General features: G+C 49.5%; 13 protein-coding genes. 11 read left to right on the forward strand and 2 right to left on the reverse strand.

Features of this window, described 5'->3' with window-relative positions:
- Positions 1 to 588: sigma-70 family RNA polymerase sigma factor (locus POG22_RS15540; protein WP_498906256.1), on the forward strand; the 588-nt coding region annotated here is incomplete at its 5' end.
- Between the two features lie 76 nt (positions 589 to 664).
- On the opposite strand, the gene POG22_RS15545 is transcribed toward POG22_RS15540, so the two are convergent.
- Entirely contained in the window at positions 665 to 2,734 is a 2,070-nt protein-coding gene (locus POG22_RS15545) for an ArnT family glycosyltransferase (RefSeq protein ID WP_498906258.1), read from the reverse strand.
- A 230-nt stretch (positions 2,735 to 2,964) separates the two neighbouring features.
- On the opposite strand from POG22_RS15545, the gene POG22_RS15550 reads away from it, so the two are divergent.
- The 10 genes from POG22_RS15550 to POG22_RS15595 all read left to right on the forward strand — a co-directional run bounded on the left by POG22_RS15550 (position 2,965) and on the right by POG22_RS15595 (position 16,519).
- The gene (locus tag POG22_RS15550) at positions 2,965 to 4,854 is read left to right on the forward strand and encodes a hypothetical protein (protein ID WP_498906260.1); all 1,890 of its coding nucleotides are present in this window, start codon (positions 2,965 to 2,967) and stop codon (positions 4,852 to 4,854) included.
- 3 nt (positions 4,855 to 4,857) lie between these two features.
- Positions 4,858 to 6,648 carry a hypothetical protein gene (locus POG22_RS15555; protein WP_498906262.1) on the forward strand — a complete coding sequence of 597 codons (1,791 nt, stop codon included), beginning with the start codon at positions 4,858 to 4,860 and terminating at the stop codon, positions 6,646 to 6,648.
- A gap of 11 nt (positions 6,649 to 6,659) precedes the next feature.
- Positions 6,660 to 8,216, forward strand: coding sequence for a glycosyltransferase family 39 protein (locus POG22_RS15560; protein WP_498906264.1), 1,557 nt, complete (start codon positions 6,660 to 6,662; stop codon positions 8,214 to 8,216).
- A gap of 102 nt (positions 8,217 to 8,318) precedes the next feature.
- Positions 8,319 to 9,833, forward strand: coding sequence for a glycosyltransferase family 39 protein (locus POG22_RS15565; RefSeq protein WP_498906266.1), 1,515 nt, complete (start codon positions 8,319 to 8,321; stop codon positions 9,831 to 9,833).
- Complete coding sequence (locus POG22_RS15570) at positions 9,820 to 11,364, forward strand: glycosyltransferase family 39 protein (RefSeq protein WP_498906268.1); 1,545 nt, start codon at positions 9,820 to 9,822, stop codon at positions 11,362 to 11,364. Before POG22_RS15565 ends, POG22_RS15570 begins: the two co-directional genes overlap by 14 nt.
- A gap of 248 nt (positions 11,365 to 11,612) precedes the next feature.
- On the forward strand, positions 11,613 to 11,882 hold the full coding sequence (locus POG22_RS15575) for a CopG family transcriptional regulator (RefSeq protein WP_498906270.1): 270 nt from the start codon (positions 11,613 to 11,615) through the stop codon (positions 11,880 to 11,882).
- Positions 11,883 to 11,974: 92 nt separating this feature from the next.
- Positions 11,975 to 12,205 carry an antitoxin AF2212-like protein gene (locus tag POG22_RS15580; protein WP_428010146.1) on the forward strand — a complete coding sequence of 77 codons (231 nt, stop codon included), beginning with the start codon at positions 11,975 to 11,977 and terminating at the stop codon, positions 12,203 to 12,205.
- On the forward strand, positions 12,177 to 12,611 hold the full coding sequence (locus POG22_RS15585; RefSeq protein WP_428010145.1) for a type II toxin-antitoxin system VapC family toxin: 435 nt from the start codon (positions 12,177 to 12,179) through the stop codon (positions 12,609 to 12,611). Before POG22_RS15580 ends, POG22_RS15585 begins: the two co-directional genes overlap by 29 nt.
- 192 nt (positions 12,612 to 12,803) lie before the next feature.
- A complete protein-coding gene (locus POG22_RS15590) occupies positions 12,804 to 14,093 on the forward strand; it encodes a hypothetical protein (protein ID WP_498906301.1) in 1,290 nt (429 codons plus the stop codon).
- Positions 14,094 to 14,101: 8 nt separating this feature from the next.
- Positions 14,102 to 16,519 carry a peroxidase family protein gene (locus POG22_RS15595; RefSeq protein WP_498906273.1) on the forward strand — a complete coding sequence of 806 codons (2,418 nt, stop codon included), beginning with the start codon at positions 14,102 to 14,104 and terminating at the stop codon, positions 16,517 to 16,519.
- Between the two features lie 349 nt (positions 16,520 to 16,868).
- Here POG22_RS15595 and POG22_RS15600 read toward each other — a convergent pair whose 3' ends face one another.
- Positions 16,869 to 18,149 (reverse strand): O-antigen ligase family protein, encoded by a 1,281-nt coding sequence (locus tag POG22_RS15600; RefSeq protein ID WP_498906275.1) that lies wholly within the window; start codon positions 18,147 to 18,149, stop codon positions 16,869 to 16,871.
- Positions 18,150 to 18,156 lie beyond the last annotated feature (7 nt).

Consider the following 18,156-nt stretch of genomic DNA (forward strand, 5'->3'; position numbering starts at 1 on the left):
GTCGAAAAATTCGACCCCACGAAAGGCTATCGCTTTTCCACCTATGCCTACTGGTGGATTCGTCAAGCGATTACCCGAGCGATCGCTGAGAAAGGCCGCACGATTCGTCTGCCGATTCACATTACGGAAAAACTCAACAAAATCAAAAAGGTTCAACGCCAACTGACGCAACAGTTAGGACGGGCGGCGACGGTCGCTGAAATCGCCGACGAAATGAGCCTGACCCCCAAACAAATTCGAGAATATCTCGAACGGGCCCGTCAACCGCTCTCTCTCGATTTGCGGGTGGGCGACAATCAAGATACGGAACTGGCGGATTTGCTGCAAGATGACGGCCCCTCGCCGGAAGATTTTGCGGTTCAATCTTCTCTTCGCAGCGACCTCGAAACCCTGATGGCGGATTTAACGCCCCAACAGCGGGAAGTCTTGGCGTTACGCTTCGGTTTGCGGGACGGTAAAGCCATGACGCTGGCGAAAATTGGCGATCGCCTTAAGATCAGCCGGGAACGAGTTCGTCAAATCGAGCGGGAATCCCTCACGAAACTCCGCAAACGCAAGGCGGATATGGGCGAGTATTTGGCCAGCTAGGGGACAATTGACAATTGATAACGGGAAATTGTCTCCCTCTCTCCCTCTCTCCCCCTCTCCCTCTCTCCCCCTCTAATTATCTCGTTACCTCAATTTCCGCCAAAATCACGGGCGATCCGATGGGTCGCCCGTTTTCAATGAGGGTGAGGGTGAGGGGATGGCGGCCGGGGGCGATAGTTTCGGGAATCTGGAGAACGCGCATGTCCCGTAAGATGCTGTTGGGGGCGATTTGGCGAGGAAACCAAAATCCGCCGAGGAGGGGTTTTGTCTCTCGAACGTCGCCGAAGGTTAGTTGGATGGTGGGGTTTGGCGGCGGTTGGGCGAGAAATTGCCAAAATGCTGAAATTTCGAGGGACTGACCGGGGGCGATCGCCTCGGGTAACGCTTCGGTTCCTAACAAGACGGTGTTGTTTCCGAGGGGACGATTGAGGGAAATCGATCGTTCTAAGTCGGTAGGGGTAGGTACTGGTCCGGGATAGACCCAGGCGTACTCGATTCCCTGTAAGTTGACGGTGTGAAGTGGGGTTTGGCGGCGAAAATAATTCACCATGTCTGGACTGGGAACCTCTCGCTGGACTTGGTTGACGTACAATACGACGCGGTTGGTTTGCGTCCATTCGGGGGCGGTGTCGGTATCGCGGGAGCGATCGATTTTCACGACTTCGCCTCGGAAATACGCCCGAAATACTGTCCGATACCAACTGGCGACGCGCGTTCGTTCGGCTTGGGGTTGTTGGTTGAGCCACCACGCCGCCCGTTCTAAGCCTTCTCCTTGTCCGATGGTAAAGATGTCTTCGGCTGCTGAGAGTCCGCCGAAGAGGGGGTTATAGTAGGTGACGTAATCGGGGGCGTAGGGAAGTAACATCGCCGCTTGGACGGCGAGAAGTCCTGGGATGAAGACTTTTGCGGATTTGAGGGGTTTGAGGCTTTGGACGATCGCCCACCATCCGACGGCGGCCACGACGACTAACCAGGGATAGGTGGGGAGGGGGTAGCGATCGAGTTTGTTGGAAAAGACGGAAAACACCGCCAACATCGACGCCGACAACCCCAGTAATATCGTCAGTTCGGGGACGTAGGGGGTCTGTTTCCGCCATTGGGGAACGGCGAGGCGGAGGATTCCGGCGACGAGTCCCACTTGAAACAGGGGAGAGAGGCGATACAGCATCGCCAGGGGATAAAACAGCAATCCCACTTCGTCGGTAGTTTCGCCCAGGAAGAAGAAATGGCCGCGGGCGGATTCGTCGACTAAGTCTTCGTAAAGCCGCTGGAGGGTTTCCCAGGGTTCGACCCACAACATCGGCCAGAGTAAAACCACTGTGGCGATGAGGGCGACGGTCCACAGGGCGATTTCAAGCGATCGCTGTTGCCATCCTCGAGGGGCAAAGGAGGCTTTCGCCCATCCCATTTCGATGGCGATGAGGGCGGCGACGAAGCCGGGAAGGACGAAGAGAATTGTGATTTTTCCGGCGGTGGCGAGTCCCATCGACATTCCCGAGGCCAGCAGCCAGGTGAGTTTTTGCGGCGATCGGGGCAATCCGATGGGGGTGGTATCGGGGGGCAAACGTAAATATAGAAGCCCCCAGAAGACGCTGAGGGCTGCGAAATTTATCATTAGGGCATCGGTTGACAAAAACCGTTGATACCCCAGAAAAAACGGCTCGAATAGCAGTAAGCCGATGGAGAGAAGGGCGATCGCGTTTCCAAACAGTCGCCGCAGCAAGACGGTTATTCCCACCATTGTCGCGGCGGTGACGAGGGCTTGCACTAGACGGGGCAGCACGAACCAACTGATGCTGTAATATTCGTAGCGAAGGCATTTCTCGAAGTCGGTGAAGGGTTCTGGTAAGCCGAACCACTGGGGAAATGCCTGTTGTAAGGTACAGTTGAGTGCCATCGCCCACCCCGTCAGCCACATATTCGTTACGCCGGGATGGTGGCGTTCGTAGGTACTATCGAGATCGGCGGCGAGGAGTTCCCGAACGAACGTCGCCCCCCGTCGCAGCCAGGAGACTTCATCGACGTTGAGGGGAACGGTAATCGCCCAAACTCGCAGCACAACGGCGATGAGAAAGATGGCGAACAGGAGATAGAGAGGCGATCGATCGGCGTTAGTGGAGTTCGGGCGGCGAGTTTCGGGCAACATCGATTATTTTTTTCCTGAGAATCGTACACCGATAAAAAGACGTTTGAATTGGGGGAATGCCACGACAATTCTACAGTTGAGGGGAGTTAAAAGGATGGAAAACATCTCTTGACAAAGACCTGGCTTTGCTATTCGATATGTAGAATTGTTTGCGATCGCGCTTTGCGGTTATCTTTTCGTTCTTCTCTGGGGAATCGTGAAGGACGAGAACATTAAATTTCTGTTGTACCATGTGGGGCAGCTCTGTGCGTCAATCTCTTTTTACAACGCAAGATAAACGCTCGCAATCGAGTCTCATTTCGCGAAGTTTCGCGAACGAGCGGTTTTGGGGAATTGCTAGTGTCGTCTGCGCTATAGTGTACGCGATCGCCGTGCTTCCGGCGTCGTTCGATGGAGACTATATCGTTCAAGACGATGCCCGTCAACATGTGTTTTGGATGCGCCGGTTTCTCGATGGGGATTTGTTTCCCAACGATGCGATCGCGGATTATTTTCAGTCGGTTTCTCCGGTAGGATACGCTTCGCTATACCGTTTGGCGGCGAGTTTCGGACTCGATCCGTTTGTGTTTAATAAAGTGTTGCCCGTGTTCCTCGGTGGAATTCTGACGGCTTACGGATATGGGGTATTTCTACAAATTTTCCCGATTCCTTTTGGGGGATTTTTATCGACTCTCGTTCTCAATCAGACGTTATGGTGTAAGGACGATTTGATTTCGGGAACGCCCCGAGCCTTTTTATATCCGATTTTTTTAGGTTTTTTATTCTATTACAATAAGAAAAATACGATACTTTCTATCGTTTTTGTGATTTTAACGGGGTTGTTTTACCCACAGTTTTTACTCGTCGAACTCGGGATTTTAATTTTAGATGGGTTGGGATGGGTTCGCTTTCGAGATATTTTGAATTCTATAAAAGAAGTTTTTTCAAAGAAATTGGATTCGATTGACTTAGAGAGTAATTTAGAAAGTAACCTAGAAAATCACCGAAATAACAACAATAGCAAGCAGCGCCAAAACGCCAGTATTTTAGATTCTGAAAATCAAGGCAACCGTTGGCGTTTGAATTGGACTTCGAGATTTCATTTAGTGAATATTGCCGTCATCGTGGCGATGCTAGCAAGTTATGCCTTAAAAACCAACGAATACGCTCCTGTCGTCAATGCCGAACTCGCTAAACAACTCCCAGAATTTCTAAAAGGCGGACGAATTTATTTCTTTCACTCCGATCCTTTTGAATTTTGGTTGTTGAGAAATCGCAGCGGTTTTTTGCCGCAAAGAACGGCGTTGACGTTGTGGGTGGGAATGCTGTTACCGATTTTGTGGTATCGACGCGATCGCTTTCCCTTACTGCAACAACTCACCGCTAACGCCAAGCTATTTTTTCAAATTTCGATACCCTCGATCGCCCTATTTTTTATCGCCCACGCCCTACTATTCAAACTTCACCTTCCCAGCCGTTACAGCGAACATACGCTGATTATGTTACTGTCTTTTGCGGCGGGAATTTCGGCGACGACACTTCTCGATGCGGCTTGGCGTTGTCGTCGGCGACGGCGGTTGAAAGCGGGGTTGGCGTTGCTTTTAATTCTGGCGATCGTCATTTTTCCAGTATTCCTCGATCGCTTCCCCAAAACTTACAGTCTTGTCGAAGGCGAAGCCCCGCAACTTTACGAATTCTTTCAGCAACAACCGAAAGATATTCTCATCGCGTCCACCGCCAAAGAAGCCGATAACCTCCCCACTTTCGCCCAGCGATCGATCCTCGTCGGACATGAATACGCCATTCCCTACCATTACGGCTATTACCAACAGTTTCGCGATCGAGCAGTTGCCATCTTCGAGGCACAATACAGCCCCACTCTCGAACCTATCAAACAAACCATCGGCGACTACAACCTTGACTTTTGGCTGTTAGACAGAAACGCCTTTTCCCCCGACTATCTCAGCGATCGCCAATGGGGGAGTCGCTGGCGACGCCAGTTTATCCGAGATCCCCAACTTATCGCCCGTCTCGAAAGTGGCGTTCCCCCCGCCCTCGCCGCCTGGGTTCCAGCTTGTAAAGTGTTCGAGACGCCCGAACATCAGGTATTATCGGCGTCTTGTCTCCTATCAGCCCAATAGAGAATGGCGATCGCACATCTCCAAACCTTCCTCACCCGCCCCATTTCCCAAATTCCCCGGTTCGTTACTGGGTTTTGGTTCGCCCTGAGTTTGGCGGCGAGTAGTTTTTACAGCCTTCCGGTAGCCTCGCAAGCCCTGTCTCACGAGTATCTGGTTTCCGACGACGGGCGACAACATCTGTTTTGGATGCGACGGTTTCTCGATTCCGGGCTGTTTCCCAAGGATGCGATCGCCGATTATTTTCAATCCGTCGCCCCCCTGGGCTATCAGGGGTTTTACTGGATCTTCGCCCAACTGGGAATCGATCCCCTCGACGTGGCGAAAATAATTCCCTTTCCCCTGGCGGTGTTGGCGACGGGGTTCGCCTTTGGGCTGACGTTGGAAATTTTCCCGATTCCTTCGGCGGCGTTTTTCAGCAGCGTTTTGTTGATTCAAAATCTCTGGATGCGAGACGATCTCGCCTCGGCGTCGGCGAGGGCGTTTCTCAACCCCCTGTTTTTGGCGTTTCTCTATTTTCTGATTCGGCGAAAAACCCCCTGGATGCTGCTGTCGCTGTTGGGGGTAGGCTATTTTTACCCGCAATACCTTCTCGTCGCGGCGGGGGTGTTGCTGCTGTTTCCGCGAAACCCTCTGCAAAATCTATTGTTTCCGGGTTCTCCGTCTCAGAGGGGAAACGCTGGCGGAGAGGATTCGGTATTTTTCGGGGGAAACCTTTTCAAACACCTCCCCCCAGTGGGAAATCTCCTCGCCCTCGCCCTCTGCGGGGCGATTCTGCTTCCCTACGCCTTGAAAAGTTCCGATTTCGGTTCGGCGTTTTCCCTGGTTGAAGCCCGTCATCTTCCCGAATTCCAGCCGGGAGGGAGAACCGCCTATTTCGCTAAAGACTGGGGGCGGTTTTGGCTGAGTGGAAGTCGAACCGGATTACAACCCGCCCTCGATCCGCCGTTACTCTGTTTGGGGTTGCTGCTACCGCTGTGGCTGCGAGGGCGATCGCCCCTCAAATCCCATTTACACCATATATATATAGTGTCGGCGTTGGTGATTTCGAGTTTGATGTGGTTCTTCCTCGCCCACCTGCTGGCGTTTCGGCTGCATCTCCCCAGTCGCTACACGCAGCATAGTTTGCGGATTGCGATCGCCATCGCCGCCGGAATTGCGATCGTCTGGATTCTTGAAAGTCTGTGGGGTTGGGCGAAACCGTCATCTCAGAGATTCAGAGGAGGTGTCGCCGTGGCGGTGACTGTGGCGATTTTCGGATATCTGGCGGCGTATCCGTTTTCTCTGGGAAATTACCCGAAAACCAACTATATCGTCGGTTCCCATCCTCAACTTTACGAGTTTTTCCAGCAGCAACCGAAGGATACTCTCATCGCGTCTCTGTCGCCGGAAGCCAACAATCTCCCCAGCTTCGCCCAGCGATCGATCTTCGTGGGTTACGAATACGCGATTCCGTTCCACCGAGGCTATTACAATTTACTGCGACAACGGGCGATCGCTCTCCTCGAGGCTCACTATACTCCAGATGAAATAGAGTTGAGGCAGTTTGTGGAAGCCCACGACATCGATTTTTTCCTCATCGACGCCGACGCCTTTTCCCCGGAATATCTCCTCGAGTCGCGATGGCGGCGATCGTATCCCCAGGAAACCGACGAGGTTCGCCGACGGCTTCTCGCTGGAGAAACCCCCGCTTTACAAGGATTCCTCGAAACTTGCGGACGTTTTTACAATGAAGATCGAACCGAAAATTTAGCGGTGGTCGCGAAATCCTGTATCGTGAAAGCTGAACTGAAGTGAGTTTCGTCGGTATGGCGTATCGAAAGTTTTCCTTGGTTTGGCTACAGCGGGCGATCGCGTTTGTGGTTGTTTGCGGGGTGTTTTTCCGACTCTACAACCTCGATGGTAAAGTCTACTGGTACGACGAAACCATGACTTCTCTTCGCGTCGCTGGATATACACAGGCGGAGTTCGTTCGTGAAGCGGCGAACGGGGAAATTACGAGTATCGAACGTCTTAGAGATACCTATCAGTATCCGAACGAGACGCGAGATTTATTGGATTCGATCGACGCTTTGGCTCGACATCCCGAACATTCTCCTTTATATTATATCCTCGCTCGGTTTTGGCTGCAAGTTTTCGGAAATTCTGTAATTGCAATTCGCAGCCTTTCGGTAATTTTGGGAATTTTGGCGATTCCGTTAATGTACTGGTTATGCTGCGAGTTGTTTTCTCAGCCGCTGATGTCCGGGTTAGGAGTCGCGATTTTCGCAATTTCTCCATTTCACGTGCTGTATTCTCAGGAAGCCCGAGAATATAGTTTGTGGACAGTCGCGATTTTACTCTCGAGTGTTATTTTATTACGGGCGGTTCGAGAGTCGAAATATCGATTAGCAACGCCGATGTGGTTGCTGTACGGCATTACCGTGGCTTTGAATTTGTACGCTCATCCCTTTGCGGCGTTCGTCTCTGTTTCTCACGGGTTGTACGTGGCGTTGACGCAGGGATTTAAAAATTTTAAAAATTTAATTGCTTATGGATTGGCGTCACTTTTAGGAATTATTTTATTTTCGCCTTGGCTGTACGTCGTCGTTCAGAATATATCGTATTTTGTGAAAAACACTCAAAGTACGATGTCGCCTCGGGATAACCTGCATTTAATTTGGGGGTTGAACCTCAGTCGAATTTTTATAGACGTGAACCAGGGAACCAGCCCCCTCAATCCGTTGCTGTATTTGGCGATCTTTCTGGTTTTGTATTCTATTGTGGTTTTGGTGCGATCGACACCGCCGAAAACCTGGCTGTTTGTCGTCCTTTTAATGGGAGTTACAGGAACGGCGTTATTGGTTCCCGATATCCTGTTTGGAGGAAGGCGATCGAACAATCTTCGCTATGTGGTTCCTTGCGTCATCGGAATTCAGTTGGCGGTGACGTATCTCTTCGGAACCAAACTTTCGACGCTGTGGCGGGGAGTGCGACAACACCGCCGCTGGAAATACGCCATTTTGTTCCTATTTTTCTGTGGATTTGTGTCCTGTGCGGTGAGTTCTCAGGTTCCCGTTTGGTGGAACAAAAGTTACGCCAAAAGCCGCTACAACCCCGCGATCGCTGAAATTATAGCCCAAAGCGATCGCCCGTTGGTAATTAGCGACGACAACCCCGGACAATTGTTATCGTTGAGTCACTTACTTCCGCCAGATGTCGATATTCAGATTTTGAAACCTTCCCAAGTTCCCGAAATTCCCGAGGGCTATTCTCCGATATTTTTATATCGCCCGTCAGAAACCTTACAAGGGGCGATCGCACAGCGATATAACGCCACGATCGAACGGGCTTATCAAGGATGGCTGTTTAGAGTTGATAGTTAATAGCTGTGATTTGAGTTGGGTTGGTGAAACCCAACAACCCATCGGTTTCAAATTCTAAAGTTGACTCGATCTCAAATCGGGGAGTGGAAGGAAATGCTGTTTGTGAATAAACATAAAATAACATCGCCGAAAACGCTATCGTGGATCGTAATTATATATGCGATCGCTTTACAATGTATTCAGTATATGGCGAAGCGATCGCTCTGGGCGGACGAATCGGTATTAGCGTTAAATATCGTCGATCGTAGCTATCTCGAACTTCTCGAACCCCTCGATTACAACCAAGGCGCACCTATTGGATTTCTCTGGATAGAAAAACTATCGATACAGCTATTGGGAAATCACGAATACGCCTTGAGGCTGTTTCCCTTTCTCTGCGGAATCGCGTCAATTTTCCTATTTTACGACTTAGCCAAACGCTGTTTAAAAAACTACGGCGTTCCGATAGCGTTGGCGTTTTTCGCCACTTTAGAATATTTGGTGTACTACACCACCGAGTTAAAACAATATTCCAGCGATGTCGCCGTCACCTTAATTCTGGCGTTACTGACACAGGATTTACTCAAACGCGACTTAAACTTCAAAAATATTTTAACCTACAGCATTATCGGGGCGGTTATGATTTGGTTTTCCCATCCGGCGGTTCTCGTCGCGGGAGGATTCGCCCTATTTTCCCTCATCAAAGTCTGGCGAAACCGCAATTTTGAGAAACTCCCGAAACTCCTAAGCGTTTTTACAACTTGGGGGATTAGCTTTCTCGGCTTTTACTTCCTCTCTATCCAATCGTTGAGTAACAACGAAACCCTGATGGAATCCTGGCGGAGTGCGTTTCCTTCAGAACTTACCGATATTAACTGGTTAGCCGAAAAATGGTGGAAACTCTTCGAGAATCCCCTGGGAATTCGAGAAGATTACATTTGGATAGCGATGATGGTGTTTTTCATCGGCGTGTTTTCCCTCTTTCGCCGCAACCGCCAAACTCTCGCCTTCCTCGCTTCCCCTCTCCTGGCGACGATTCTCGCGGCGTATCTGCGTCAATACCCCTTTCGTAACCGCCTACTCCTGTTTCTGACGCCGTTTATCGTTCTCCTCATCGCCGAGGGAATCCACTACGTCGGGAGGAAAACCCGCCATAAACTGAAGGCGATACCGGGAATTCTCCTGTTTGGCGTTTTGTTTTGGATTCCCCTTTTCCAAACCACCGCCTTATTCGCCAATCCCATTACCCGAGAAGAAATTCGCCCCGTCATCGCCTACGTCAAAGAACACCAGCAACCGGGAGACGTTCTTTATATCTTCCAGCGAGGAGAATATCAATTTCAATATTACGCCGAAAAATTCGGCTATGAGGAGGGAGATTATATCGTCGGCGTTGATGATTTAGAAGATGGAAAAGAAGTCTCGCCGCCAGAGTGGGAACGCTATACTCAGGATTTAAATGCGTTGCGGGGAAATTCTCGCGTCTGGCTGATTTTTTCCCATATCGACGATGTAGAAGAAGAACGCGATCGCGTCTTAGGCTACATTGACAGTTTAGGACAAAAGCGCGATCGATACGACGCCCCCGGTGCCTTTGTTCTGTTGTACGACTTTACCGCCAACGATGAAACTCCCTAAATCTCTCAACTTCAGTTTAAAACTACTCTGCATCACCGTCATCGTTCTCGGGATTTTCTATCGCGTCACCAACTTAGGCTTGAAATTTTACTGGGGTGACGAAGTTCGGACTTCCATGCGAATTTCGGGATATACCGAAGAAGAAGTTATCGAAACCAGCTACACCGGAGAAATCCTCGAATTCAGCCAACTTCAACACTATCACTATCCGCAAAACAGAACGGTTTCCGATACCCTTTCCGCCCTCGCTCACCATCCCGAACATCCACCGTTATATTACCTCTCGGCGCGTTTTTGGGTGCAGTTTTGGATGCAGTGGTTTTCCGATTCCGTGGCGGTGACGAGAAGTCTCTCGGCATTGTTTAGCCTGTTGGCGATTCCCTGCGCGTTCTGGCTGTGTCGAGAACTCTTCGCCGATTCCCGCGTGGCTTGGGTTGCAACAGCGTTAGTCGCCATTTCCCCGTTACATATTTTATACGCCCACGAAGCGAGACAGTATAGTTTGTGGGTGTTGGCGACACTGTTTTCGAGTGGAATGTTAGTGCGATCGCTTCGCCGTTTTACTGTCAAAAACTGGGGAATTTACGCTTTCAGCATCGCCCTCGGTTTATATTCTCACTTACTCTTTGCATTAGTGGCGATCGCTCACGGAATTTACGTTTTTGCCACCGAAGGAATTCAACGCAGCAAAACTGTAATTTCCTATCTCGTTTCCAGCATTTTCGGCTGGTTGCTATTTTCTCCTTGGATTTGGATTATCGTTACCAAAACCGCCCGAACCAGCGAAGCCATTGAAGAAGGCGAATCGAGCGTTGAATTCTCCTTTTTAGTCTACCGTTGGTTTCGCAACCTCAACCGCGTCTTCTTCAACGCTAACCTCGGCGATATCAACTTTATTTTAGTCCTGTTCGTTCTCTACGCCCTTTATATTTTAATCCGAGAAACGCCGCGAAAAACTTGGTTGTTGGTCTTGACAATTGTGGCAACTAATGCTATATTTTTAGTGATACCTGATATTTTTTGGGGTTCTCGACGTTCGGCGGGATTGCGTTACTTATTCGCCTCTTATACGGGAATCCAGATTGCGGTTGCCTATTTATTTTCAACTAAGTTTAATTCCGTCAAGCTGTGGCAACAGAAAACCTGGCGCGTTGTCTTTGTTTTGTTTCTGACAGTCGGAACAATTATGGGAGCGATCGACCTCCAAAAAGAAGTCACCTGGAACAAAAGCGACGACAAAGCCAGATTTTACATCCCCGCCGCTGACAATATTAATTTAGCTCCCAATCCGCTGTTAATTACCACAGAAGATCCCGTAAAAGTTCTCACCTTCAGTTATCGCGTCAAACCCGAAACCCAATTTCAGCTTTTCCGAGAAGAGAGACTTCCTGATTTTCCCGAAAATCGTTCTGTCTTTTTATTCAATCCCTCTCCTGTTTTACAGCAGCAAGTACAAGCCTTACCGAACACGCAACTCGAGCTTGTTGAAAATCGAAAAGACGAGCTAAAATTATGGCAGGTACTTCGCTAAAAATATAAAACTTGTAGGGAGTAACATCACCACAGAGACACAGAGAACACAGAGAACACAGAGAACACAGAGAATTTTAATGCAAAATACGAACGGGTAAACAGTCGATTTTTAAATATGTCTAAAAAACAACAAAAACAAGATTCTAAACACTAAAGTTTTAGCAGAATTTTCCGTCGCAAAAAAATTTACTATAATTTATCTAATTCAAATTCGATCTTCTTGGCAAAGTAGCGGTAAAAAAGAAAATGACATCACGTAAAGTCTCAAAAAGCATTGCAATATCTCAAGATATATTGCATGAAATCGAAACTTCAATTAATTCTGGAAAAATCGGCAATCTAGATGAATTTGTTGAAATGGCACTGCGTCGAGAACTTGAAGCAAGAAGGCAAACTGAAATTGATGCTGAATTGGCGGAAATGGCTAAAGATCCGGACTATCTCCAAGAAGTGACGCAATTAGAATCGGAATTCGCTGAAGCAGACTGGGAGGCATTTGAAATTGGAGTAAACTAGGGAAGTGAGGAAAAAGCTCCGCTGTAACGCATCGAGTGACTGGCAAATTGACAAACGCCAAAATTGGTTAAAATCCCAAAAAATCTTGTATTATGAGTAAAATTAAAGCTGTTTTTGATGGAGAAGTGTTTCGTCCTTCGGAACCCATTGAACTCGAACCGAATACGATCGTTGAAATTGAGATTGAGACAGTAAATATGCCTGAATCCCAAGAAGTATCTTTTTTCGATGTTGTAGAATCTCTCAATTTAGAAGGGCCTTCAGATTGGGCAAAAAACTTAGACAAATACTTGTATGGACTTGAAAGTGACGAGGAAGGCTGAAGTTTTTTTAGATACTTCCTATATTATTGCTTTGGCAAACTTCTCTGATGAATATCATTCTCGAGCAGTTCAATTGTCTAGACAACTGAAATCCGAAAAAATTAAGGTTGTCACGACTAGAGGCATTTTGCTTGAGATTGGTAATGCTTTATCGCGGTTTCGCCTTCGTTCTCAATCAATTCAAATTTTAAGAATCTTAGAAAAAGATTCACAAGTCACCATTATTCCTTTGTCTGAAGCTTTGTATTTTAGAGCATTTAAACTATATAGCCAACGTTTGGATAAACAGTGGGGACTCGTGGATTGTATCTCGTTTGTAGTGATGGAAGACCATCAAATTCAGGCGGCTCTGACAGCCGACGTTCATTTTCGTCAAGCTGGTTTTCAAGCGTTATTGCTTGATTGATTACAACTATTAAAAATTATAAAAAATTGAATACTCCCGTCCGGAACGAGGCTAAATTAGGAGCAAAAAGAGGATATATTCCCCCTATTTTCGACTCCAATTATGGACAATCTCTCCATTGCGCTGCTCTGTGCGGCCTCCCTAACCTTTGCATCGCCAATTCTAGCGACCGACTCCCCGGACACTTCCACCATGAACGACGCCACCGACGAAGTTCTCAACACTTACGATCGCTATCGCCAAGTCCTCGATCGCACCACCTCGATGGTACGCGACAGCGACGCACGAGCGATCGCCAGCGAATACGGCTTAGACATCGTCAACGTCATGTGGGAAGACACCGGACGCTACGCCAATTCCGCCGTCGGCCCCAACATCAGCGACTTGACGATTCAGGTACAACAGCACAACCCCCGTAGCGACGAATACGAACTGCACCTGATGCCCGTCATCCGCTACCCTAACTTTAGCGACTTTACCGCCGACATCCCCATCGATCGCTTCTCTCTTCTCGTGGGAAACGAAAACGGCGAAGACTTGCGCCGGGTTCCCCTCGCTGACGTTCTCGACAACCTGCGAAACTACCTTCACGACCCTAATTCCTGGGACGGCGATAACACCTCCCTCCTGGCCAAACGGGACACCCACGTTCTCGTCAGCGCACAAGCCTGTTTTCTCCCCATTCCCCAAGGGGACAAAGCGCAATTCAACCCCGTCCTCTTCAATTACCAATCTTACGAAGGCGATCCCGCCGTCCTCACCATTCTCGCCACCCGCGAAGGAACCAGCGTCACCATTATCGACAATACCCGAGATGCGTTTGAAGCCGGTCAAACTTGGGGACAACGGCTGTTTTTCAACCAAAACGGCGATCGCGCCAGTCTTACCGGCCAGCGATCGAGCGACTTTCAAGCCGAATCTCCCGAACCGGACGACTCCGACGCCGAGACACCCACCACCGAAGCCGCTGGAGAGTCCGGGTTAAACATGGTGATGGTGATTCAAGTTCCCCTCAAACAAAAACAACCGATGCGGTTTGGCGGTTTCGATATGCTGATGGCTGCACCCATGGCTGGTGAATTCGATGACGGTACAGCCAGCAACGTCGAAGACGCCGTCATCGGACACGGTGAAATCGAAGGGCCGTTTACAGAAATCGACGGACTGGCGATCGAACGCGACCCAGATTTCCCAATTCGGGTCACCGTCCAGTTTTACAAAGCCACTGACAACGGTGTCGTCTCCGAAGAAGACATCGCCGACATTCACGAACAAATTACCCGCATTTACGTCGATGCGGACTACGTGGGAAGTCTCGTCGTGGACGACAGAAGCCAGCGTCTGACGGATTATCCGGGGTCTCACGAAGAACCAGACGATTGGTGGAAAAAATTCTGGGAACGCCACCGCCAAAATACGGGAGAATCCCCCGCCGAAACACTCGAACGGTTGCGTCGTCTGTTTAACCAACATCGCACCTAGGAGGACGCATGAGCGGCGAGACGACCTTACTTCAACGAGACCCCTTCGCAGACGGAACCACCGACGACCCACTCCTCGAAATTCGCACTTACGACGGAACGCGCAACAACCTGACGCCAGAACGGACGGCTTACGGAGCTTCGGGAGAGCCGTTTTTACGTCAGTTTCCGCCAGAATACGAAGACGGCGAAGCTGCGCCTGCGGGGGTGGGGAACCGCCGACCGATTCCCATTTACACTCAAGAAGAGGTCGATCGCCTGACCGCTCTCGGTCGTACCGTCGTCCCCAATCCCGATCCTGCCATTAACGCGCCGTTTCTGGAACTCGATCCCCCCGATCGCCCCAGTCCCCGTATTATTAGTAACGTACTGGCCGACCAAGACGGACAAAGCCTTCCTAACCGTCGCTACACCACCGATTTAACCTGGAGTTTCGGACAGTTCGTCAACCACGATTTGGATTTAGCTCTCGAAGGCTTTGAGGAAACCGACTCCAACCGCGACCTCTCCTTCCCCATCGATATTCCCCCCGACGACCCCGATTTCGGCGAAAATACTCCCGGTGCGCGTCCCAACAACCAGTTTTCCTTCGAGCGAGACGCCTTGGCTCCCGGAACTGGCGTTAACGAGATCCCCGGAACGGGAGTCAACCGGATTACCGGATGGCTCGATCTCTCCACAGTGTACGGGTCGAACGTGGAAATTGCGCGGGAATTGCGCTCCTTCTCTGGGGGACAACTGCGGGTGACTCCCACGGAAACCGGCGATTTGCTTCCTGTCAACAGTCCCAGTCCCACCCGAGAGGGAAAACCGATTTCCCAACCGGGAGCGTTTCAAGGAGTGGGATTCGCAGCGGGGGACGAACGAGTCAGCGAAAACAACAGCCTCGCCGCGCAACATACTCTGTGGCTGAGAAATCACAACCGCCTCGCGGAGGAACTGGGAGAACTTCACCCGAACTGGACGGACGAACAACTGTTTCAACGAGCCAGACAACTCAATATCGCTCAATATCAAAATGTCGTTCTCAATCAGTGGCTTCCGACGTTGCTGGGGGAAAATAACCCGAATTCGCTTCGTCCTTATACCGGATACGACGACAGCCTCGACCCCCAAACTAGCAATGCTTTCGTCACGGCGTCGTTCCGCATCGGTCATACCCTCGTCAGTCCGACGATTTGGCGTCTCGACGAAAACGGCGAAGTCGATCCTCGCGGACATATCAGCTTTTTCCGCAATTTCGATGCTCCCGACGTGACGGAAGGAAGCGATTTAGATGTCATTTTTCGCGGTTTGACTGCGAAGTTCTCGCAAGATGTGGATACGAGGGTGGCTGACGATTTGCGAAACGCGCTTCCCAATTTTATCGGAGCGATTCCGATTCCCTTGGGTGCGGTGGGGTTCGATTTGGTGTCTGCGAATCTGCAACGGGGACGCGATCGTGGCGTGGCGGATTACAATCAGCTTCGGAGAACCTTGTCAGAACAGTACCCGGAATTGGGAATTCGTCCGGTGACGAGTTTCGCGGAAATTACCTCCGACCCGGAATTACAAGCAGCCTTAGAATCGGTTTACGGAACGGTTGAGGATATCGATCCTTGGATTGGGTTGTTAATTGAAGATCCAGTTCCGGGGTCGAGTTTCGGTCCGACGCAAGGCGCGATTTTTCGGGAACAGTTCGAGCGGATTCGCAACGCCGATCGCTTTTGGTTCGATCGCACTTTGGAGGAAGGCGGATTTTTTACAGCAGAAGAAATCGCCGCGATTCGCGATACGTCGTTTTCCGATATTCTCCAACGAAACACCGACATTGAGGACGTTCAAGACAATCCATTTTTCTTAATGAAGGTGGGAAAAAGCGATCCCGAAGCCATGAACGGTGGTGTGGGAGCGGATTCGATGTTAGGAATGGCTGGCGATGACGAGATGTACGCCGCCGCTGGGGACGATGCGATCGCCGGAAATGAAGGAAACGACGTTCTCAACGGCGAGTTAGGAAACGACATTTTGATGGGAGGAAAAGCCTTCGATCGCCTGTCGGGAGGTGAGGGAAACGACCGTCTCAACGGCGATTGCGACAGCGATACCCTCATCGGCGGTGCGGGTTCGGATATTTTTGAATTCGGACGGGATGGGGTAAACTTTTCGGAATTGGGAATCGACGAAATTACGGATTTTGTCAGCGGTGAAGATGCGATCGCGCTTTCGGCGAAAAGTTTTGTTTTACCTTATTCAGACGGAACGATTTCAGTCGAAACGGTCGAAGAAAATGCAGATAGTTCAGAGGCTGCGATCGTGTTCGATCGCACCACTGGCGCGTTATTCTACAATCCCGACGGTTCGGACATCGGCTTCGATTTCGGCGGACAGTTCGCCACCCTAAAACCGGGTTTGACGCTTTCTGAAGCAGATTTTCGAGTTGTATAAATTCAAACTTAGGGGTGCATCTCAAAACCGTAAATCGATCGGGGTAATTTAGCTTCTGTTGGGTTTCGCGTTTGCTCCATCTAAGCTATCCTTTGTTTTTTGATAGTTCGACCCTGAGAGGGTGATACGGAATCCAGTTTTGAAAAACCTGTTTTGCAGCCCTCGTCGTAAATTCCCTGTACGCCAGGACTTAAATCGATTTTGGGCGATCGCGTTAAAAGGGGCTATGGTGTGCGGATTCCGTATCAGGAGCGAGTCTTATCGCAATTCATCACAATCTTCTGATGACTCGAACAGCGTCGAGAAAATGTTGATGAAATAACATTGGGAAACCCAAAACCTTCGGGAATTATTTAGCTTCTAAATCTTGACAATCGGCACAACTTAATATCCACCAAGCCAAGTGCGTGTACTGAGCGCACTCAAACCAAGTCAGTGTAAACATGAGGTAGGCGATAACAGCGATCGCAAATCGACGATAAGGCGATCGGTATAAACTAATCGAATAAAAGATCCATAAGAGCGAGTAGATAGATGTTCCGATGATTCCAATAGAGACGAGGGAATCTAAAACGATATTATGTCCCTTACTCGACCGAATCAAATCCTGTCGAAAGCTGCCATCTCGGTGGAGATAGGTAAATTTAAAATCATCGATACTTACTATTTCTATCAGTCCAGGTGTCTCTTTGACGTGAATAAATGCCACGCCAAAGCCATCGAATCCCCACCCCCACCCAGGTCTTTCTCGAATTCCTTGAAGTGTCATGTCCCACAAATAAATGCGATCGGAGGTAATTTGTTTGGCGATCGAGAGTCCTGAAATTTGTTTGTTACTTGTTTGAATTCCCACCACGATCGAGCTAAGTAAAACGGCGATCGCAAGTTGTTTGTAATACTTTTGTCCGAAGCGATCGGCCAAAGATACCAAAAGTGCCAGAATTGCCATGCGAGTTCCATTGAAAAGCAGCGCCAAGACGAGTAAACTGAACGCAAGAATGAAGTCTCTGCGTTTCAACCCGTGTTGCTGCCATAAGGCAAGTGCTAATGTGGCACTCATGGCCAAAACCACCGAAGCATGACCGCGATGAGAATAGAATCCGATCGGTTGGTGATTTTGAAAAATCGTACTGGCGAGAATATGGCTTTGAAGAAGTTGTCCAGATGTCGCAGTATAGTCGATTTTCCAGTTCACCAGTTGTGGAAGACTTGCCATGGCTAGGATAACGCCACCGACGAGTAAACCGATCGCCTGCGATCGCATCAGTTGAGGAGATTGTTTCAGCAGTAGGCTATTGGATAGGGTGAACGCTGCAATCAGACACCAGTACAGCCAACCATCTCCCATTTCAGGTTGTCCGAAAAAAGAGCGATCGGGAAAGGGACTGTTAAAGGTGGAGAAAAGTCCGGCTGCGAGGAACAACAGCCACAAACCGAGTTGGATTGTCCAACGACGAGAAAGTTTGTAATCATCTTGCCAAAAGCCAATCGTCAAATTCCAGAAATTCGAGAAGACAATGAGTCCGAGAACTGCGACTTTGGGTTGCGTCCAAATTTCGCTGCGGCTATCTCCCCAAGGATGGATAAGGACGATACTGAGAGCGAAGAGAACGGTGTAGTAGCGGTTCATGGACTCA

The organism is Geitlerinema sp. CS-897, assembly GCF_028368005.1.
Classification (GTDB): Bacteria; Cyanobacteriota; Cyanobacteriia; order Cyanobacteriales; family Geitlerinemataceae; genus Baaleninema; species Baaleninema simplex.